Here is a 19,824-nt window from a genome sequence, read left to right as displayed (position 1 = left end):
GCCCTTTCGCATTGTCAGGCGGCGGTGGCCTGCGCTTTTTTCTTTTTCCATTTGTGAGGAATGTAGGTGCCGCGCAGCTGCGGGTCAAAAGCGTCCTGCATCGCGTCGCCGAGAAGACTCAGCCCCAATACTGTCACAAAGATCGCAAGACCCGGAAACATCCCGTACCACCATGCGTCAAAGACATAGGAACGGCTGGCGGAGATCATCGCGCCCCATTCCGGCAGGGGGTTCTGCGCGCCGAGCCCGATGAACGAAAGCCCTGAGCAGGCGACCATCGCATACCCGAGGTCAATTGTGATGCGGGAGATGAGCATCGGGATGGTCTGCGGCAGGATACAGCGGGAAACGATGTAGCGCGAAGGCGCGCCCGCCGCGACCGCGGCTTCCACATAAAGATTCTCGCGGATCGAGATCACCATGCCGCGCACCAGACGGATGTAGGTCGGCCACCAGGAGATAATCAGCGCGATGATCGCTGAACGCAGGCCCGGCCCGAGTGAAAAGGTGATGAGCATGCCGAGCAGCAGCTGGGGGAAGGCCATGAAGATATCACAGACACGCATGAGGATTTCGTCCGCCCAGCCGCCATAATAGCCGCAAAGCCCGCCGAAACAGAGCCCCAGCAGCGTGGCGATGCCGATGATCAGCACCGCCGCGCCAATCGTGTAGCGGGAACCGGTGGCGACGCGGGCGAAGATATCCCGCCCCATCTCGTCGGTGCCGAACCAGTGGGTCGAACTCGGCGGCTGCAGCCGCTCCGCGGTGTTGACTGTGATGGGGTCATATTGCGCAATGAACGGGCCGAACGCCATGAACAGGATCACCAGCAGGGTGAGCACCGTACCGGTAGCCGCGGCCAGATTTCGGAAAAAGATCCTTCTCATCATGTCAACCTCACTCTCGGATTCAGCAGCATGTAGATCAGGTCGACCAGCAGGTTGATGACCGAGAAACTCAGCGCCATGACGATGGCGATGCCGGTGATGGCGGGGAAATCGAGGTTCTGGATCGAAGTGATCGCATAGGAACCGAGCCCCGGCCAGCGGAAAATTGTCTCGATCATGATGGTGCCGACCATCATGTAACCGGTCTGGATGCCGATCGTCGTGACGATCGGGTTCATCGCATTTTTAACTGCGTGCCGTCGAACCGCCACTTTATCGGTGAGACCCTTGGCCTTGGCGGTGCGGACATAGTCCTGGCTCATCTCCTGGGTGACCTGGGTGCGCACCACGCGTGTTGTGAGGCCGATGTTGCCAAGTGCCAGGCTGACGGTTGGGAGCACCAGATGGATCAGCGCATGTTTCAGCGTTTCCCAGTTGCCCGCAAGGATGCTGTCCAGGATATAGAGCCCGGTGACCGCTTCCGGCGGGGAAAGGTTCGCGGGAAGCCGCCCGCCGGAAGGCAGGAGCCCCAGATAATAATAAAAAACGAGCTGTAAGAGCAGCGCGAGCCAGTAAGGCGGGATGGCGGAGCTGCCCACGCAGAACATGCGGGTCAGGCTGTCGATCCAACCGGGATGGCGCGCGCAGTAGATGCCGAGCGAAAGCGAGACGATGATATAGACTGTGGTTGCCGCCAACGTCAGCTCGAGCGTCGCGGCGATGCGGGCGGAGACCTCCTTGAGAACCGGCTGCTTCGACAGGATCGATTTGCCCATATCCAAATGCAGCAGATCCCCGAGATAGATGAGGTAGCGGATCGGGAGGGGCTTGTTGAGCCCCATCTTTTCCGCAATCATCGCGACCTCCTCGTTGCTCGCGGAAGGCCCCGCCGCCACACGAGCGGGGTTTGCGGGCAGAAGGTTGGTGACGAAAAATACGATAAAAGTGATCCCAATGAGCACCACGAGCATCATGACAATACGCCGCAGCAGATATTTCACCATTTCTGTCTCACGACCTTCCCGCTAAGGTTTGACGCGGCCGGCTGGCGGCGTCAGCCGCCAGCATAGGAAACCGCGTAAAAGTTGATGAAGTTATAGTAATCAAGCGGATGCAGGACATAGTCCCCAACCCGTTTGGAGATGACTTCGAGCTTGGACGGGCAGGCGTAATAGATTGCCGGGGCGTCGTCCACCAGAATCTGCTGTGCTTTGGCCATCAGTTCGGTGCGCTTATCCGCGTCCGAGATGGTCTTTGCTTCGTCCAGAAGCTTGTCGAACTCCTCGTTTTTATAGAACGACCAGTTATACGGGGCGCCGATATTCTTGCTGTGGAAGCAGGTCTCCAAAAAGTAGATCGGGTCGCCGGTGAAGGCTCCCATCTCGAGGATACTCATGTGCGGCGCGGTTTCGGCGGAAGTGAATTCCTCCGCGAGCGCGGCCCACTGAACATCGAGGATTTCGAGCTTGATACCGAGCTGCCTGAGCGAATCCTGCAGCAGCAAAGCGGTCGATTTGGCCGGGTCGCGGCCCTTGTTCAGATGGATCGAAAGGGTGACCGACGCCGGGTCGACGCCGGATTTCTCGAGGTATTCCTTCGCTTTGTCCATGTTGTATTCCTGCTCGGGAATCGCTTCGTTGAAGCCTTCAAAGCTGCGCGGAAGGAACCCGCGCGGGGTTTCGCTGTAACCGCCGAAGATGTCCCGCTGGATCGCCGTATAGTCGAGCGCGTAGGAGAGCGCGGTGCGGAAATCCCGGTTATCAAGCGGGTATTTTTGGCAGTTGAGGGTGATGATGTGGGTTTCGAGGCCGGGACCGGTGAGCACTTCGAGGTTTGGGTTGGCTTCCAGACGATCGACCGCGTCGATGATCTGGGCGCCGTGTTTGTCGATTTCGCCGCGTTCGAGCATCTGCATCTGAACGGTTGCGTCGTTGGTGAAAATGAGACGGGCAAAGTCAAATTTATTCTCCGCGAAGCCGCCCCAGTAGTCAGGGAAGCGTTTCATCTGCAGATATTCACCCGAAACCCAGTCGGATTCCGAAAGCTGGAAGGGGCCGGTGCCCGCGGTATTGCGCGCGAGCCACTCGCCAGCCTGGTCGCCGTCCTTTTCATGCGCCGCAATCGCGTCGGCGGAGACGATGGGCACCTTCGCCAGCCGGTAGAGGAAATAGACGTTCGGGGTGTTCAGGGTGATCTTGACGGTCATGGGATCGACCGCTTCGACCGTGTCGATGTCCGAAACCAGGCTTGCGCCGCCCAGTCCCACGGTCTTGACCCGCTCGATGGTGGCCTTTACATCGTCGGCGGTGAAGTCGGTGCCGTCGTGGAATTTGACGCCTTCCCGCAGATGGAAAGTCCAGGTCTTCTGGTCGTCGGAGGTCTCCCAGCTCTCCGCGAGGCCGGGTTCGATCTCGACGGTGCCGAGCTTCTCCTTGGCGAGCGGCTCGTAACAGCTGCGCACGACCTTCAGAATCTCGCCGGTCGAACCGCTCGCCGGGTCGATGGTGCTCGGCTCGTTAAAGACCGCGTAGGTGATGGTGCGCTGGCCGGCCGGCTCGGATTTGAGCGTGGTCTCCGGCTCGGCGGGAGCGCTGCCGGCGTCGCCCGAAGCGGCCGGCTGGTCCGCGGCGGGCGCGGAAGACTGCGGACGGACATCCTGGTTGTAGGTGCCGCATCCGGCCAGCGCCGAAAGGGCAAGAGCCAGGCAGAGAATGACTGCCAGGATTCGCTGATTTCGCTTTTTCATGAAGACGTTCCTCCTTTTGGGATGGCGTTATGGTTTATTCGTATTCAGTCGCCCGATTACAGGGTGACGCCATAGACCTCTTTCGCGCGCTGCGGGGTGATGTAGCCGCTTTCCACGTCGGCGCGGACCATTTCGGGGTCGCGTACGGCCGGGTCGCCATATCCGCCCCCGCCGCCGGTTTCGGCGCGGATGACCGTGCCCTTCGGGAGCAGCTTGCGGTTAATTTTGCGGTACTTCTCCTCATGGTCGGTGCCGGGGTTGAGGGTGAGCAGCGGCGGGGCCGCATCCTTGCCGCCAAAGAGGCCCCAGGCCGGGGTTTTCGAACGCTCGAACCACATGCGGATGTAGCTCTCGTCCGCTTCGGTCAGGTAGTCGCGCCGCACGCCGAAGCCGCCGCGGTATTTGCCCGCGCCCTCCGAATCCTCCCGGATCTCGTAGCGCAGCAGGCGGTAGGGGTACTTGTGCTCGATGAATTCGATCGGCAGATTCTTGAAGTCGCCGTTCACGACGTTGATGAGGCAGCTTTCGCCGTCGTCCCCGTCGAACGCGCCCCAGCCGCCGGCCGTCGCTTCGACGCTGCCGAAGAGCTTGCCGGTCTTGGGGTCGATGCCGGTGAGGGTCATGACCATCGAGTCCCCGTAGTGCGCGGCGGCAACCTTATCGGGCATGACCGGCGCGAGCGCCCTCATCACCAGGTCGATGAGCAGGCCGAGCGGGGAGAAGTACCACGAACAGGCGGTCGGCTCCTCGGCGGTGAAGATCGATTGAGGCGGCAGGACCACGTCCAGATTGCGGAAGTTGCCGCCGCAGACGCTGCTTTCGGAATTGATGAGCTCCTTGTAGGCCACGCGGCAGGCGGAAATCGCCTGCGCTGCGCCGCAGTTGGTCGAGCCCTTGCGGCGCGGGGAGGAGCCGGTCAGGTCGATGGTCATGCGGTCGCCTTCGATCTTGACGGTCACGCAGACCGGGACCGGCGTGTCGACCACGCCGTCGTTGTCAAGGCAGCCTTCGGCGTGATAGACGCCGTCCGGCAGCGCCGCGACCGCCTGGCGGTCGAGCGTCTCAGCCTGGCGGAAGATCTCCTGCACCGCGGCTTCGACCGTTTCGAGCCCGAACCGGTCGAGAATCTCGCAGAAACGCTTTTCGCCGGTGTTGCAGGCGGCGATCTGCGCCATGATGTCGCCTTTGTAGAGGTGGTGGAAGCGGCTGTTCAGCGCTAAGAGCTCGAGCAGGTCCTCGCGCAGCACGCCCTTCTCCACAATGCGGATGGGCGGGATGCGCACCCCTTCCTCATAGATTTCGGTGCAGTCGTTGCTGCCCATGGCGTTTTTGTTGCCCACATCGGACATGGCGGCGCGGGTCGCGGAGAAGCCGACCAGTTCATCCTGGTGGAACATCGGCGCGATGATCGTGATGTCCGAGAGGTGCGCGCCCTGCAGATAGGAGTCGTTCATGATGAACACGTCGCCCGGATTGTAGGCTTCAAGGCCGATCTGCTTGGTGACAATCTCGATGCAGATGCCCAGGTTCCCGAGAAAGATCGGAAGGCCCGCCGACTGGCCCATCAGCTCGGCGTCCTTGGTGAAGATGCCGACGCTGCAGTCCTTCATCTCGTAGATGACCGGGCTGTAGGCGCTGCGGAAAAGGCTGGCGTTCATCTCCTGCGCAGCAGAATTGAGGGCGTTGCGGATGATTTCCACAACCACCGGGTTGACTTTTTCGTTCGCTCGCATATGCGTTCCCTCCCTTTCTTCACGCCTGGGCTTTTTTCAGCACAAGGCTCTGGTTTTCGTCGATTTCACAGGTCCAGTCGGGCGGGACCACAGTGGTGGAGGTGAGCTCTACCACGACCGCCGGGCCGCAAAGCCGGTGACCGGGACGCATCTCATCGCGGTGGTAGATGTCAAGGTTCCACTCCCTGCCGCCGAACACGCCTTTCGCGGTCTTGAGGACGGGCGGCGTTCCGTCTGCGTCGCAGGGGAGGGAAGGCAGCGGGGTTTTCTTAGCCGCGACCACCGCCGTCAGGCGGACGTTTACCAGCTCTACGCCCTCGTTCACGCTGGCGTGGCCATAAAGGCGCATGTGCGCCGCGTGGAACGCTTCGACCGCTTCGCTTAAAAACTCACCGTCATCCGGCACCGGGACGGTGATGGTATATTCCTGGCCCAGGTAGCGCATGTCAAACGAGCGCTCGAACCGGGCCGCGCCGGAGGCGATGCCCTCCATCCTGAGCAGGTCGCCGAGTTCCCCGCGCAGGTCCACGAAAAAGCCCTCCAGCTGCACCTGCGTGAGCTTGCGGGTGTCGCGCATCAGGGTGCGCACCGAATCGTGCCGCACATCGGCCTGCAGCATCCCCCACGCGGAGAACGCGCCCGGCACGAGCGGGACGATCACTTCGCCGATGTCGAGCTCTTCCGCGATGAGGCAGGCGTGCATCGGACCCGCGCCGCCGAACGAAAGGAGGGTGAAGTCGCGCGGGTCGATGCCGCGGCGGACGGTGATTTCTCGGATGGCGTCGGCCATCATGTGGTTGGCGATGGTGCAGATGCCTTCGGCGGCGGTGTACTGGTCGAGCCCGTATTGCGCTCCGTAATCGGAGAGCGCCTTTTCGGCCGCCGCGATGTCGAGCGTCATGCGACCGCTCAGAAAGTTTTCGGGGTCCATCCTGCCGAGCGCGAGGTTTGCGTCGGTGATGGTGGGTTCGGTGCCGCCCTGGCCGTAGCAGGCCGGGCCGGGCCGCCGCGCTGCGCGGGCCGATGCGCATGCCGCCCGCCTCATTCCAGGCGATGCTGCCGCCACCCGCGCCGATCGAGGAGATATTGACGGTCGGGGTGAGGAGCGGAAAACCCTCGACGGTGGATTCGACGGTGGTTTCGATCTTGCCGTCCACCACCATACTTACATCAAAGCTGGTGCCGCCCATGTCAATGCCGATAAAATTTTTGCGGTTGTAGGCCGACGCACCGATCGCTCCGCCGACCGGCCCGGACATGAGCGTCTGGATGGCGCGGGTGGTTGCGACCTCGGCCTTCATGATACCGCCGGACGACTGCATGATATGTAAGTGTCCGGTAAAGTTGCGCTTATGAAGCTCGGCCGAAAGGGCGAGCAGATGGTTGCGGGTCTTGGGCGCGATATAGGCGTTCAGCACGGTGGTGCTGGTGCGCTCGTATTCACGGCACTCGGGGGCTGTCTCGTAAGAGGTGATCACGACCACCTCCGGGTCGAGCTGCGCCTTGAGATAATCCGCGGTGATCCGTTCGTTTTCCGGGTTCACGTAGCTGTTGAGCAGGCAGATGGCCACCGATTCGTAGCCGCCCGCCCGGATTTTCTGCGCAAGCTGCGCGAGTTCAGGTTCTGAAGCTGGGGAGAGGACGGTGCCGTCCGCCTTGATCCGCTCACCGATTTCGAAGATGTCCTTGCGCGGGACAAGCGGCTTGGGTTTTTTATAACGGCAATTATACATCTCGGGACGGTTGCCGCGGCCGATTTCGTAGACATCCCGAAAGCCTTTGGTGGTGACGAGCGCGCAGCGGGCGCCGGTCTTTTCGATGACGGCGTTGAGACCGGCGGTGGTGCCGTGGACGATATTGGTGACATGGCTGTAATCGCCGTCCAGAATGCTGTCGAAACCACGCATAATACCTTCGGTCAGCAGATGCGGGGTGGTGAGGACTTTGGTGGAACGGAATTCGCCGGTTGTGTCGTCAACCAGCACGATGTCGGTAAAAGTGCCGCCGATGTCGGCCGCCAGACGGTAGCTCGGCGTGTGGTTCGGGCGCTTCTGCATAGTAGATATCCTCCTTTATCTCATTTGGAAGTCTGTTCCAGCTGTTTTTCGAGCATGATGTCCAGGATCACATCGTCGGTCTGCTCCATCCCATAGAGGTTAAGCCGGCCGAGATTATCGATCGTCTCCTCGGCAGTTTCGCCGGTGATGCCCTGGATGCTGGTCACGCGGATGCCGCTCATCGCGAGATTCACCGCATTGAAACAGCATTGCAGGGCGGCGGCGACCTTTAAGGAGCAGCTTGCCTTCGCGCCGTCGCAGATCATGCCGGTGATGGCGGCGATCATGTTGACAACGGTGCGTTCAATCGCGTCAAAATCCCCCCCGAGCAGATAGACGATCCCGCAGCCCGCGCCGATCGCGGCGACAATTGCGCCGCACAGGGAGGAAAGACTGCTCAGGTGCTGTTTAATGTAGATGGCGGTCATGTGCGAAAGAGTGACCGCACGGATGGTCTTTTCGTCGTCCGCGCCAATGTCACAGGCGACCGAGTAGACCGGGATGGTGGCGGTGATGCCCTGGTTGCCGCTGCCGGAATTGGCCATGACGGCCAGTGGAGAGCCGGACATGCGCGCGTCGATCGCGGCTGAGGTGCGCATCAGTGCGCGTTCCTCAAGATTTTGTGCAGGCGTGCCATCGGCAAGCTGCTCTTTCAGAAGCTTGCCGAGATGCAGCCCGTAGTCATGGACGAGTCCGTCGTCCGAAATCCTGCGGTTCAGGAGGATTGAACGGACGACCAGATCGAAGCAGGAGAGCGGCGCGGTGGTTGCAAAACTGTAGACGCCCCGGAAGCTCAGATCCCGGAGAACCGCTTCGCGCTCCTTTTCTTCGTCCGCGCCGTGTTCGACCGGAAGATTCAGGAAGACTTCGCCGTCCCGGATGAGCTGAACAAACCGGTCATGCTCGCCCGCAATGACGGCAGTCCCGCAGTGTCCTCCGCCGTACGCGGCGGCCTTCACGTAGACGGGCGGCGCATCCCGGTCGAGGCTCACAGAAACCTGGCCCGCTTTTACAAGGGTAAGCGTGTCTTCAAGGTCCTGCGGGGTGCAGCTTTCGAGCACCTGGAGGTTTCTTTTGTAGTTTCCGCCGGTGGCTCCGAGCGCAGCGGCGTAATTGACGCCGCACAGGTTGGTGCCCGGGATGGTGACGCCCATCGCGTTTTTGAGGATGCTCTTGCTGACCGAAATCTCGATCCGTTCGAGAGGGACCGCTTCGCCGAGCAGCGCGCGTGCGCGCGCTGTGCAGAGCGCAACGGCAACCGGTTCGGTGCAGCCGAGCGCAGAGACCATCTTTTTTTGCATGATTGACACATAGGGTTCCCAATTCGCCGTCGTACGCATGGATGCAACCTCCTATGTAAAATCCAACCTCTACTGATAATATCAATGATAATATTCAACAAGCAAAAGTGTCAATAGATTTTATTGTAAATGATAAGATATGTGAAATTATACGAATAAAATATGTGCAATATGATCTATTTATAGAAATGTTTCGTTGCCTATTGATAATATCAGAAGAATTTTATATGATGAAAGCAGAACATCCGGAAAGGGGTTGCCACCAGTTGGAAATAGAAAAACAGAACGTCTCCCTCAAAGACCAGGTCTATCATCAGATTGTCGAAATGATTTGCTCCGGACAGCTTACTCCTGACACGCTTTTCACTGAGCGGCAGGTGATCGAATGGTGTGGGGTGAGCAAATCGCCCGTACGTGAATCGCTCGTGCAGCTTTGTGCGGAGGGGGCGCTGCGCAGCATCCCGCGCTGCGGTTACCAGGTGGTGCAGATCAGCGCCAAAAATATCCGTGACCTTACCGAAATGCGTCTCTTTCTGGAGCTGGACAGCCTGCCGAATGTGCTCAAAAACCTCGATGAAGAGAAAATCCGGGAGCTGCGGCTGGTCAGCGAAAAACGCTATGCCCCTGATAAGGACGTCTGGCGCGCATGGGACAACAACATCCGGTTTCATCTGACCCTCAACCGCTATTCGGGAAACGTGCAGATTTATAAGGTGCTCGAGCAGGCATACGCGACCTGCGCGCGGGCCTATGCGCAGCTTTATACGGTGCAGAAAGCCGTCATCGCGCCGGGTCGGGAGGCGCGTGAGACAGGGCACGATCTTATTGTCAAGGCGCTCGAGCGGCACGAGCTGTATACCGCGCACGAACAACTCAAGAAAGATATCCTCTTCATGGAGGAACAGCTCCTGATCACGCGGATTGCCCGCTGAAGCGAAGGGGGAAATCACGATGCTTGACCTTGCAAAACTGCGGGCGGATACGCCCTGCGATAACATCTATCTGAACCATGTTTCCACTTCGGTACCGCCCAGGCAGGTGGTGGAGGCGGTGATGGATTATTTTGACATGGTGATGCGCTGCGGCGCGACCAGCGCCCCGGCGCAGGACTTCTGCCGCAAACGGGTAGCCCGCGCGAATGAAAATGTGGCGGCACTCATCGGCGCGCATCCGCAGGAGATCGCGTTCACCGCGAATGGGTCGCAGGCGATTGCGTTGGTTGCGGCGAGCCTGCCTGCCGGGCGGGGTGACAACATCGTCGTGGATGAAATGAGCTTTGTCAGCAACGTGGCACCCTGGCTGCGGCTGGCCGAGCGCCGCGGCGCCGAAGTACGCTTCGCGCCTGCCGAAAAGCCAGGCGTGATCAACCTTGAGAAGCTCGACGCGCTGGTCAACCGGAATACGAAGCTCATCTGCCTGACCCATATGGCGAACAACATCGGCATCCTGCAACCCGCCGTAGAAGTCGGCCGGATCGCCCGGTCGCGCGGGGTCCCGTATCTGCTCGACGCGGCGAACACAGTGGGCGCGCTTCCAGTAGACGTAACTGAGATTGGATGCGACTTTCTCACGGCGAGCGGCCGCAAATACCTGCGCGGCCCGGCCGGGTCGGGGTTCCTCTATGTGCGGGAGACTATGCTCGAAACGCTCGAGCCGGAATTTGCCGCCTGGAACAACGGCACCTGGGACTACGAGGCTGGTACTTTCACTTCGGTACCGGGCATTAAGCGGCTTTTCTGCGGGGAGCCAAACTTCCCGGCGATCTTCGGGCTTTCCCGCGCGGTGGAATATATTGGGGAGATCGGCGGGATTGGAGCCGTGGCCGAACGGATTCGCGCACTTACCGGATTCCTGGTACAAAAGCTGCTGGAAGTCCCGGGGATTACCGTCTACGGGCCCCAGGACGCCAGCCTGCGCGCCGGAATGGCCGGGTTTAATGTGGAGGGGTTCCATTTTTCAGAGATTGCAAAATATCTGAACGGGCATAATGTCGGAATGATGGGACACGGATTCCACTGCCCAGGGGTGCTGAAACTTTATGGGATCGAAGGGGTTGCGCGGCTTTGCGTACACTGCTGGAACACCGAGGAGGAGATTGGAGCGGCTGTGGACCTGCTGCGAAAGCTTGCGAAATGAAAAAAGAACGGCCCGCGTGGCGCGGGCCGTTCTTCGTTTTTTCAGGCATAGTGATAGTTGGAACGCATCTTCCACATAAAAATTACGGAAAAAAGCAGGGTTGCAAGCTCCGCGAACGGAACGGCCAGCCAGATCCCGGTGACCGCGAGCATTTTGGGCAGGAATAACAGGCCGAGCAGGATAAACCCGAAGGTGCGCAGGAAGGATATGACGGCGGAGATCCGGCCGTTGGAAAGCGCGGTGAACATGCCGGATGCAAAGATGTTGATTCCCGAAAAGAGAAAGCTTAGGGAAAAGAGCCAGAAGCCCTCGAGCGCAATCGGGAAGACCGGGGACCCGTCCGGGGTAAAAATCCTGACGATTCCTCTGGAGAGCAGGAGTGAGAGCAGGAAAATAACGAGCGAAGAGCCGGCGATGAAAGAGATGCAGATGCGGTAGAGCCGTTTGAGCTGCGTGCTGTTTTCACTGCCGTGGTTGAAGCTGATGACCGGCGCGACCCCGAGCGAGAAACCGAGATAGAGTGCAGTGAGCAGAAATTGGGCGTAGAGCACAATGGTGACTGCGGCTACGCCGTCCTCGCCAATGTAATGGAGCATCAGGATGTTGAACAGGAAGGTAATAATCGCGTTTGAAAGGTTGGTGACCATTTCAGACGAGCCGTTGAAACAGCTTTCCGCAAGCACGGCCCAGCTGAACTTTGGACGGCCGAAATGCAGCGTCTGACTTGGCCGGCAGAAGAAGAAAAGCCCAATGATGGCGGGAATGAGGTAGCCGGCGGCTGTGGCAAGCGCTGCGCCGGCGATTCCGAAGCCGCACGGAACAATCAGCACATAGTCGAGTATGGCGTTCGAAAGTCCGGCTGCGATGGTCAGTCCAAGCCCCAAACCCGGCCGTCCGGCAGTGACAAAGAAGATCTGGAACAGAAGCTGGAGCATCGAGGCCGGCGCAAACAGGAGCAGGATGCGCAGATAATCCCGGCAGTAACCAATGAGCGCCTGATCCGCGCCAAGCATCCTGCAAAGCGGATCGATGAAAAGGCAGCCGGCCAGGGCGATCAAAACGCCGATCAGCACAGTGGCCAGAGTGATGAGAGAGAAGTCCCGGCGGGCCTCTTCCGGCTTGCCCTCGCCGAGCTTGCGGGCGACAATCGCGCTGCCCCCGGTTGCAAGCATAATGGAAAAAGCATAGGTCACATTGATGACCGGGTAGACGATGTTGGTGGCGGACAGCGCGGCCGTCCCCACGAAGCGGGAGATGAAAATGCCGTCCACAATGGTGTAAAGCGACATAAAGATCATCATGATGATGCTGGGGAATGCAAATTTCAGGAGTGAGGCAAAGTGGAATTCTCTGCCGATTGCGGGATTCATTTTTAAAGTCCTCCTATTGTAATCTTTGACGGCGAAGTTTATAATAAACTATCGGGTAACCCGATAGTCAAGGGGGATTGTAAATTATGAACGAAAATTTACAAATTCTTTGTACAACTCAGGAATTTGCCGATCTCTGCGGCGTCAGCAAACACACGCTGTTTCACTACGATGCGCTGGGGATCTTTTGCCCGGCGGTGCGCGGGGGAAACGGATACCGGTATTATTCCCCGGCCCAGCTCGAAGTTTTTCAGGTGATCGCCGGACTCAAGGAGCTGGACATGCCGCTTTCTGAAATCAAAGCCTATCTCGACCGCCGAAGCCCGCGGGAACTCGTGACGCTGCTCACCGAAAAGGCGCAGGAGCTGCGCGGGAAGATCGACGCGCTTTCCCGCGTCGAAAATCTGATCCGGCAGAAGGCCGCGCTCACCGAGCGCGTGCTCGGCGCGGATCTCTCTTCGATCGCCGTAACTTGGGAGGAGGAGCAGTACCTGGTGCTGACGCCGGTGCGCCCGCTCATGGATGAGCGGGATATCGCATATTCGGTGGCGGAGCATGTCCGTTACTATGAGTCACATGGGATCTACAGCGCGCATTCGATGGGGTCCCTGATCGAACGGGAAGCGGCCGGGCGGGGAGACAGCGCGGGTTACAGCCATTTTTACACCCAGGTGGACGAACGCCCGTCCGGCCTTTCGTATGATGTCCGTCCGCCGGGGAAATATCTGGTTGCGTATCATACAAGCGGATACGACAACGTCTTTGACACCTACCGGCGGATGCTCAAGTACGGGGATATGCAGGGGCTTTTGTTAGGCGGCTTTTTCTATGAGGACACGCTGCTCGACGAGCTTTCGGTGCGTGGTTATGACAAGTATGTACTCCGGCTGTCAATTGCAGTGGAAAATTGAATGAGAGAACAGAAAAAGTTCCGCTAGAGCGGAACTTTTTCTGTTTTGAGCGGTATGGATGAAGAAAATCCATGAAAAGGAGGAATTCGATGATCAATCGGATAACACGCACGCCGTCTCCGCTCGAGCTGGCCGGAAAGCTGAACGAAACGGTTGGCGGGACGAATGCGGCCTCGGATGCCGCCGCGCAGGTACAGGGCGCGCTTGACGCGCACGGGGGAGACTTTGAAAATCCGCACCGGGTGACCGCCGCGCAGGCCGGCGCGCGTCCGGCAAGCTGGACCCCGACTGCGCAGGAGTCCGGCAAGCTGGACCCCGACTGCGCAGGAGGTGGGCGCGCGCCCATCTGACTGGACCCCCGCGGCGGGCGAAATCCCGATTGCGGCGGTGGCGGGGATGGCCGCCGCGAATGTGCAGCAGGCGATTGAAGAAAATTTTCGGTCTGTCGTTGATGGGAAAGCGCTTGTGGAAACCGCCATCACCGGCAAAGGCGGTACGGTTTCCAAAACGGGAGAGACGGCGACTTTTGCACAGCTTCAGCAGGGCGTCGCAAACATCCCGTGGGACGGGGAAGAGATGCGCAAGCTGATCGAACATACAACTGCCATGACCGAACTGCCCCCGGGTATCACTAAGATCTCTTACAGCGCTTTTTATGATTGTGGGAATCTTGCTATCAGCAGCCTGCCGGACAGCGTGGTTGAGATTCAGGACAACAGCTTCTGGCACTGTTCGAACATCACCTTGAGCGCGCTGCCGGAAAGTGTTACCGCGGTGGGAATCGGCTCGTTCCGGAAGTGCCTGGGGCTGAAAACCATGTCGATTGGCGCCAATATCCAAACCATGCGCACCACAAGCTTTGCCGAATGCACAAATATCACACGGATCACGGTCAACCGCGCGCCAAACGCAGTTGCGAACGCGCCTTGGGGCGCCTCCAACGCGACTGTTGTATGGACCGGAACCACCTGAAGGAGGAAACAGGAATGCAGATTTTTGAAACCTACCGGATGACCACGCCGACCAGGACCATCGATCTGGGACCCGGCGCACGGCCGGAGGAGTTCGCGGACGGGGAGCCGTATGAACTTGTGCCGTCTTTCCGACTGGTTGCCGCGCCGGGCATGCTTCTCACAAACGGCAGCGAAACCAGCGCCTGCGTCATCTGTGAGGACGCGGACGGATGGGGTGAGATCCCCGATCCGGAGGGATAATTATAAAAGCGGGGCAGGTTGATGCCTGCCCCGCTTTTCGTTACATGGGTTTTAAGTTTTGGTTGAGCCGGTCAATCATCCAGGACAGCCGGCTCCTGCGCCCAGCGTCTGTCTTGGCGTCAAAATATGCCCGCGTATAAGTTTTTTTCACAGATCGGGACATCCCCAGGAAGTTTGTATAAGCGGGCTCCTGCCCGTTCAATAAAGCTGCGAGACAGGCTATCTGCTCCTCCGTGACCTCCGGCGGCTTTGGAGCGTCCCACCTGCCGTTTTCTTTTGCTTCCGCGATTTTCTTCCGGCCATGGTCGGTCATTTTTCCCTGGTCTTCCAGTTTTTTTGCCAGAGCTTTGTTTTTCTCTGACCACTTGCTGTTTTTGCTCCGCAAGGAAAAATACTTTTTATAGCTTTTTTCATCAATGCTCTGCATCTGCCCGTCAATCCATCCAAAACAGAGCGCTTCTTCAAGCGCTTCACCTGCCTTCAACGTTTTGGGGCCGCACGCCTTCCCGAATAACAGCCATACTCCGGGACTTGACAGGCAATTGCTGGTCAGCCAGTTTCTAAAATCCGCCCTTGTGGAAAACTCCATGATTTCGTCCATATAGCGCCTCCAATATCCCAGATGCCGTGCGGCCGGCAATGAAAGGTGGCTGATGCCGTGGCAAGAAGCAATGTCACCGATTTCGTTTTCATTATAACAGGCTTTGGGACGGATTACAACGCCAAGGAATGCGCAGCCCAACAGAGATTGCGCCCGACGGCGTGGTTTTTCGATATGGCAATGCATGTGATGGGAAAATTGGTAAATACTTAGAACAACCACTATAAAGGAGGCTATCATATGTATAAACATGAAAAACAATTGTTCCATCCGGTTCGTGTGGAAAAAGCAAACCCGCAGTATGCAGCGCTTTTGCAAGAACAATTGGGCGGAGCTAACGGGGAATTGAAATCGGCAATGCAGTATATGTCGCAGAGCTTTCGGATTAAGGACCCAGCGATTAAAGACCTGTTCATGGATATTGCCGCTGAAGAACTGAGCCATATGGAAATGGTGGGGACAACGATCAATATGCTGAATGGGCATGACGTGGAGGCTGCCGGTGTACCGGCGGGTGAGGTGGAGACCCATGTTTTGCTGGGGCTGAATCCGGGACTGATCAACGCGTCAGGATACTCCTGGACAGCGGACTATGTTACCGTGACAGGAGACTTGTGCGCGGACCTGCTTTCCAATATCGCATCCGAGCAGCGCGCAAAGGTTGTCTATGAATATCTGTACCGCCAAATCAATGATAAACTTGTCCGGGAAACCATTGATTTTCTGCTCAACCGCGAAGAAGCGCATAACGCGTTGTTTCGGGAGGCGTTTAACAGAGTGCAGGATACCGGCTCGAACAGGGACTTTGGGGTTACGGAAGATTCACGCCTGTACTTCAACCTTTCCTCCCCGTCTCCCGCGAACCACTTTGGTGACACAAAGGCAGCGCCTCCCAGTTTTAACAATCCCAGTCAGAGGCCGTCATAAAATGTTGAAAGCCACCCCTTCATTGAGGCGTGGCTTTTTTTACGCAAAAAAAACCCGCGGATAGCGGGCGTTTTCACCGGGAAGAAAATCTTTTTTAGATTTGATAAAAGAAACCTTGCAGGCAATCAGCTTAGGCATAGGGAGATCTTATGCAGGGCAGAGGGAGACAGACTGCGCTTGCTCGCATAGAATTTCTGAATATCGGCTGGCCGGATACAGGAAAGGTCTGCTTGCCCAAAATATGGCTTTAGGTGCTGCTCGACATAGAGTTTATAAGTGCCGTTATAGGTGTTCTCCGTGACATTCGGCTTTTTATAGATTTCCAGCCATTGATCGGCCCATTCGGAGAAGGTACGGCGCTGATCCACGAACCCCACGCCAGTCCGGTTCGCCACTTCCCGCTGGATCTTCCATTCCTCAGCCTGCCGCCGCGCGTCATCCTTGCTGATGGAGCTGTAAAAGCTCTTGCGCTGAAGCTTGCCGTCGAGCGTCTTTCCAATGGTAATTTTGACTTCATACAGCCCGCCCGCGTGGTTGGGCTGTTCTTTTTTGGGCCGGGGCATAGCGGGCCTCCCTTCTAAGCTCCCACAAGGGGCTATTTTTTTTGGTAATCTGGTACTTTCGTAAGATCTGCAAGGTATTCTGCTGCCTTCTGTTGGCCCTGATCGTTTAACCGATTGAAATGGAACAATAGTTCATTTTCCAGTATCTGTTGGGCTTCCATTGGATGATAGGTGCGTACAGCTTTCACTTGCTTTTTTTGAGTCATGTGGGCAGTTGCTTTTATTTCTTCGGCTATCGTTTTGTATGGCGTGTTGCCTAACAGGTAGTCAATGGAAACCTCGAGAGCCAAAGCAATCTTTTGAAGAGTTCCGTACTTTGGGTTTAACTTTCCCAGCTCATAACGTCGAATAGTGGGTTCTGCTATATTGCAAAGCTCACCCAGTTTCTTTTGAGTATATCCAGCCGTCAACCTAGCTTCTCTGATACGGTTTCCAGTGTTCATAAAATCACCTCTGAGTTTAGTTTAGCATAGATTCTTCAGGACAGCAATAAAAATTTCTGTAAAACAAATTGACAGTAACTTTAATTTCTGTTATCCTAGGTTTGCAGAAATAAAAATTACTCTGCTATTGCGAAATGGAGATGACAACGTGAAAATCAGTAAAACGAAATTTGAAATTCTCTTGGCACAAAAAGGGCTGACACAAAACGACCTGGCCCAAAAGAGCGGCATCCCCTATCAGAATGTCAGCACTGTAAAAAATCGCGGCACATGTGCGCCACAGACAGCGGCAAAGCTCGCGGCTGGGTTGGGCGTGGACGTGTCCGAGATCGTAGAAAGTGAGGGCTGAACATGGACAACACCCAAATTCCCCCCGTAGCGACCGCTATGCGGCGCCGCCTCATCAATGTGGACGCCCTGATAGAATACCTGTCCAAGCCGGAGGGAGCGCCCGCCGCGGGCAAAATCCGGCGGATAGAAGCATAAGGCGGGATATGATGCTATCACAAAATCAGATCAACAATATCCCGCTGCCGCTTCGGGCAATGCCTCAATGGGTCACATGGTGCTATGAGAAGCGCAAGGGGCAGGACAAGCCAACCAAGGTGCCGTATAACCCGGCGGCCGGCAGGCGGGCCAGCGCGGGACAGCCTGACACATGGGTAGACTTTGACACGGCGGTAAAGGCACAGGGCTATGACGGCGTGGGATATGAATTCAACGACATGGGGCTTATCGGTGTGGACATTGACCATTGCATCAATCTTGAGACCTGCGAAGTGTCCCCGGCAGCGCTCCGGGTGGTGGGCCTGCTCAATTCCTATACCGAGTTCTCCCCCTCTGGCACGGGCTTACATATCTTTGTGTACGGCAACATTCCCGCTGAGGGCCGCAAGGATACCGCTAGCGGGATTGAAATATACCAGGACGCCCGGTTCCTGACCATGACTGGCAACCCCTTCATGGGAGTAAAGCCCATCGAGCGCCGCGACCGGGAGATTATGCAGCTATACGACGAGCTGTTCCCTGATAAGCCCCAAGAGATGCCCACACAACAGCCTGCAACCCCAACGCTGGATGACGGCAAGCTGCTCGAAATAGCGGGCAAGGCCTCCAACGGTGAGAAGTTCCGGCGGCTCTACAGCGGCGACACGGGCGGCTATCCCTCCCATAGCGAGGCAGACATGGCGCTGTGCAATTACCTTGCTTTCTATACAGGAAAAGACTCGGCGCAGATGGACAGGCTTTTCCGCGCGTCCGGCCTCATGCGTCCGAAGTGGGATGAGAAACACGGCAGCAAGACCTATGGAGCTTCCACAATAGCGGACGCGATCGGGCACACTGTGGACACCTTCGGGAGTAAACCGGCAGCGGCAGAGGACTTTGCCCCGGTGACGCTCCCGCAGGGGTGGGAACCGCCGATACCATTTGACAGTATAGACACCCCAGACTTTCCAACCGAGAGTTTACCGGGCCCGTTAACCGCGTTCGTGGAGTGTTTGTCAGAGAGCACGCAGACCCCGGAGGAAATGCCCGGTATCTTGTCGCTGGGAGTGTTGGCCACGGCCTTTCAATCAAAATATGAGGTTGAGATAACAAGCGACTGGCGGGAACCGCTTTGCTTGTACACTGTTGCCGTCGCGCCGCCCGGAGAACGAAAAAGCGCTGTAATATCTGCTTTGAGCAAACCTGTATATGAATATGAAGCTGAAAGACGGGAGCTTGAAGCCGCAGAGATTGCCCAGAACCAGACCGAGAGGGCTTTGCTGGAAAAGGCTTTGCAGGCGGCACAGAACAATGCCACCAAGAAAAAGGTTCCTTCGAAGCGTGTAAAGATGAAGCCCTAGAGCTCTCCGCACAACTCGCCCAATTCCAAGACAAGCACCCGTTCCGGCTCCTTGTGGACGATACGACCCAGGAGAAGCTGATTGACATTATGGACATGCAGGGCGGACGCATCACCGTAGCAAGCGCCGAGGGCGGCTTATTTGATGCTCTGGCCGGACGCTACGATAAAGGCGCAAACTTCGATATCTACCTGAAAGGACATGCGGGCGATCCGATCATGGTTGACCGCATAGGACGAAAATCCAACTACATCCCACAACCTAGATTGAGCATGATGCTAACCATTCAGCCGGAAGTATTGCAGGGGTTGATGGACAACGCAACTTTTCGTGGACGCGGACTGTGCGGGCGCTTTCTGTATGCTATGTGTAAATCCAAGGTGGGGTGGCGCGATATATGCCCGGATACAATACCGGACAGCATCAAGGCCGATTACAGGCAGTTTGTTCGCCGTATCCTTTCGGATCGGGGGCAGGGGGTTCTCTACCTGAGCCCGGAGGCCGACCATATCAGGCAGGAATATGCCGCCTACATAGAGCAAAGGCTGGGCGACGATTGGGAGTTTATGCGGGACTGGGGCGGAAAGCTTGTCGGCGCTATGGTGAGAATCGCCGCGCTGATGCACGCGGCAGAAGCAGCAGGAGACCCCACAGAGAGTCCCATAAACCCGGAGGTTATGCAAGGGGCAGTTAAAACATCTGAATTTCTGGGGACGCACGCAATGGCGGCGTATCAGGTCATGGGCGCGGACAATGACTATGAGGACGCTAAGTATCTGTGGCGACGTATTGAAAGCACTGGACGGGATGAAATTAGTAAGCGGGATCTATTTGATATTTGCAAAGGGAAATTTAAAAAAGTGGAACAAATGGACCCGGCGTTGAGTATGCTTATTGATTTGGGATACATCCACGAGGAAGAAAAACAGACCGGCGAACGCGGCAGACCAAGCAAAAAAATAATTGTAAACCCTATGAGCAAAAATAGCAAAATTAGCAGAAATAGAACATAGACACGATTATTGCTATTAATGCTATTTTTGCTCCACTATAACGAAAATAAAAAACAGGCGGCCGCCCCGATGAAT

18 protein-coding genes and 2 pseudogenes are annotated in these 19,824 nt (G+C 57.2%); 10 read left to right on the top strand and 10 right to left on the bottom strand.

Annotation, left to right across the window (positions count from 1 at the left end; genetic code table 11):
• Nucleotides 1–14: 14 nt before the first annotated feature.
• The 6 genes and pseudogenes from BN4275_RS05460 to BN4275_RS05435 form a co-directional block, all read right to left on the bottom strand.
• A complete protein-coding gene (locus BN4275_RS05460; RefSeq protein WP_158572791.1) occupies nucleotides 15–887 on the bottom strand; it encodes an ABC transporter permease in 873 nt (290 codons plus the stop codon).
• Nucleotides 887–1,891, bottom strand: coding sequence for an ABC transporter permease (locus BN4275_RS05455; protein ID WP_066455143.1), 1,005 nt, complete (start codon nucleotides 1,889–1,891; stop codon nucleotides 887–889). The genes BN4275_RS05460 and BN4275_RS05455 overlap by 1 nt, the downstream gene beginning before the upstream one ends.
• A gap of 50 nt (nucleotides 1,892–1,941) precedes the next feature.
• A complete protein-coding gene (locus tag BN4275_RS05450; protein ID WP_066455141.1) occupies nucleotides 1,942–3,633 on the bottom strand; it encodes an ABC transporter substrate-binding protein in 1,692 nt (563 codons plus the stop codon).
• 56 nt (nucleotides 3,634–3,689) lie between these two features.
• The gene (locus BN4275_RS05445; RefSeq protein ID WP_066455139.1) at nucleotides 3,690–5,366 is read right to left on the bottom strand and encodes a hydantoinase B/oxoprolinase family protein; all 1,677 of its coding nucleotides are present in this window, start codon (nucleotides 5,364–5,366) and stop codon (nucleotides 3,690–3,692) included.
• A 22-nt stretch (nucleotides 5,367–5,388) separates the two neighbouring features.
• Nucleotides 5,389–7,344, bottom strand: a pseudogene (locus BN4275_RS05440) (hydantoinase/oxoprolinase N-terminal domain-containing protein); the annotation flags it as partial.
• A 99-nt stretch (nucleotides 7,345–7,443) separates the two neighbouring features.
• Nucleotides 7,444–8,763, bottom strand: a complete 1,320-nt coding sequence (locus BN4275_RS05435; RefSeq protein WP_066455137.1) for an L-cysteine desulfidase family protein — start codon at nucleotides 8,761–8,763, stop codon at nucleotides 7,444–7,446.
• Nucleotides 8,764–8,990: 227 nt separating this feature from the next.
• Here BN4275_RS05435 and BN4275_RS05430 point away from each other — a divergent pair, with 227 nt between their 5' ends.
• Nucleotides 8,991–9,656: a GntR family transcriptional regulator gene (locus BN4275_RS05430; RefSeq protein WP_066460217.1), complete on the top strand. Its 666-nt coding sequence runs from the start codon at nucleotides 8,991–8,993 to the stop codon at nucleotides 9,654–9,656.
• 19 nt (nucleotides 9,657–9,675) lie between these two features.
• Nucleotides 9,676–10,860, top strand: a complete 1,185-nt coding sequence (locus BN4275_RS05425) for an aminotransferase class V-fold PLP-dependent enzyme (protein ID WP_066455135.1) — start codon at nucleotides 9,676–9,678, stop codon at nucleotides 10,858–10,860.
• A gap of 41 nt (nucleotides 10,861–10,901) precedes the next feature.
• On the opposite strand, the gene BN4275_RS05420 is transcribed toward BN4275_RS05425, so the two are convergent.
• On the bottom strand, nucleotides 10,902–12,230 hold the full coding sequence (locus BN4275_RS05420) for an MATE family efflux transporter (RefSeq protein WP_066455134.1): 1,329 nt from the start codon (nucleotides 12,228–12,230) through the stop codon (nucleotides 10,902–10,904).
• 86 nt (nucleotides 12,231–12,316) lie between these two features.
• On the opposite strand from BN4275_RS05420, the gene BN4275_RS05415 reads away from it, so the two are divergent.
• From BN4275_RS05415 to BN4275_RS05400, 4 genes are all read left to right on the top strand, one after another.
• A complete protein-coding gene (locus BN4275_RS05415) occupies nucleotides 12,317–13,141 on the top strand; it encodes a MerR family transcriptional regulator (RefSeq protein ID WP_066455132.1) in 825 nt (274 codons plus the stop codon).
• A gap of 89 nt (nucleotides 13,142–13,230) precedes the next feature.
• Nucleotides 13,231–13,491: a hypothetical protein gene (locus tag BN4275_RS05410; protein WP_066455129.1), complete on the top strand. Its 261-nt coding sequence runs from the start codon at nucleotides 13,231–13,233 to the stop codon at nucleotides 13,489–13,491.
• Nucleotides 13,472–14,113, top strand: coding sequence for a leucine-rich repeat domain-containing protein (locus BN4275_RS05405; RefSeq protein ID WP_066455126.1), 642 nt, complete (start codon nucleotides 13,472–13,474; stop codon nucleotides 14,111–14,113). Before BN4275_RS05410 ends, BN4275_RS05405 begins: the two co-directional genes overlap by 20 nt.
• A 14-nt stretch (nucleotides 14,114–14,127) precedes the next feature.
• On the top strand, nucleotides 14,128–14,355 hold the full coding sequence (locus BN4275_RS05400; RefSeq protein ID WP_066455124.1) for a hypothetical protein: 228 nt from the start codon (nucleotides 14,128–14,130) through the stop codon (nucleotides 14,353–14,355).
• Between the two features lie 40 nt (nucleotides 14,356–14,395).
• Here the strand turns inward: BN4275_RS05400 and BN4275_RS05395 are convergent, their stop codons facing one another.
• A complete protein-coding gene (locus BN4275_RS05395) occupies nucleotides 14,396–15,208 on the bottom strand; it encodes a YdeI/OmpD-associated family protein (RefSeq protein WP_341423461.1) in 813 nt (270 codons plus the stop codon).
• Between BN4275_RS05395 and BN4275_RS05390 the strand changes: the two genes are divergently transcribed.
• Complete coding sequence (locus BN4275_RS05390) at nucleotides 15,197–15,883, top strand: manganese catalase family protein (RefSeq protein ID WP_066455119.1); 687 nt, start codon at nucleotides 15,197–15,199, stop codon at nucleotides 15,881–15,883. The genes BN4275_RS05395 and BN4275_RS05390 overlap by 12 nt on opposite strands.
• Before the next feature lie 125 nt (nucleotides 15,884–16,008).
• Here BN4275_RS05390 and BN4275_RS05385 read toward each other — a convergent pair whose 3' ends face one another.
• A complete protein-coding gene (locus BN4275_RS05385) occupies nucleotides 16,009–16,446 on the bottom strand; it encodes an N-terminal phage integrase SAM-like domain-containing protein (RefSeq protein WP_066455116.1) in 438 nt (145 codons plus the stop codon).
• 32 nt (nucleotides 16,447–16,478) lie between these two features.
• Entirely contained in the window at nucleotides 16,479–16,889 is a 411-nt protein-coding gene (locus BN4275_RS05380; protein WP_066455113.1) for a helix-turn-helix domain-containing protein, read from the bottom strand.
• 148 nt (nucleotides 16,890–17,037) lie between these two features.
• Here BN4275_RS05380 and BN4275_RS05375 point away from each other — a divergent pair, with 148 nt between their 5' ends.
• From BN4275_RS05375 to BN4275_RS05365, 3 genes and pseudogenes are all read left to right on the top strand, one after another.
• Nucleotides 17,038–17,238, top strand: coding sequence for a helix-turn-helix transcriptional regulator (locus tag BN4275_RS05375; protein ID WP_066455110.1), 201 nt, complete (start codon nucleotides 17,038–17,040; stop codon nucleotides 17,236–17,238).
• Between the two features lie 148 nt (nucleotides 17,239–17,386).
• On the top strand, nucleotides 17,387–18,736 hold the full coding sequence (locus tag BN4275_RS05370) for a phage NrS-1 polymerase family protein (protein WP_066455106.1): 1,350 nt from the start codon (nucleotides 17,387–17,389) through the stop codon (nucleotides 18,734–18,736).
• Between the two features lie 38 nt (nucleotides 18,737–18,774).
• Nucleotides 18,775–19,749: pseudogene (locus BN4275_RS05365) on the top strand (YfjI family protein); the annotation flags it as partial.
• Nucleotides 19,750–19,824 lie beyond the last annotated feature (75 nt).

It is taken from the genome of Anaerotruncus rubiinfantis, from assembly GCF_900078395.1.
Taxonomy (GTDB): domain Bacteria; phylum Bacillota; class Clostridia; order Oscillospirales; family Ruminococcaceae; genus Anaerotruncus; species Anaerotruncus rubiinfantis.
The sequence above is the reverse complement of the archived record's forward strand: the minus strand, read 5'-3'. Positions and strand labels throughout refer to the sequence as shown.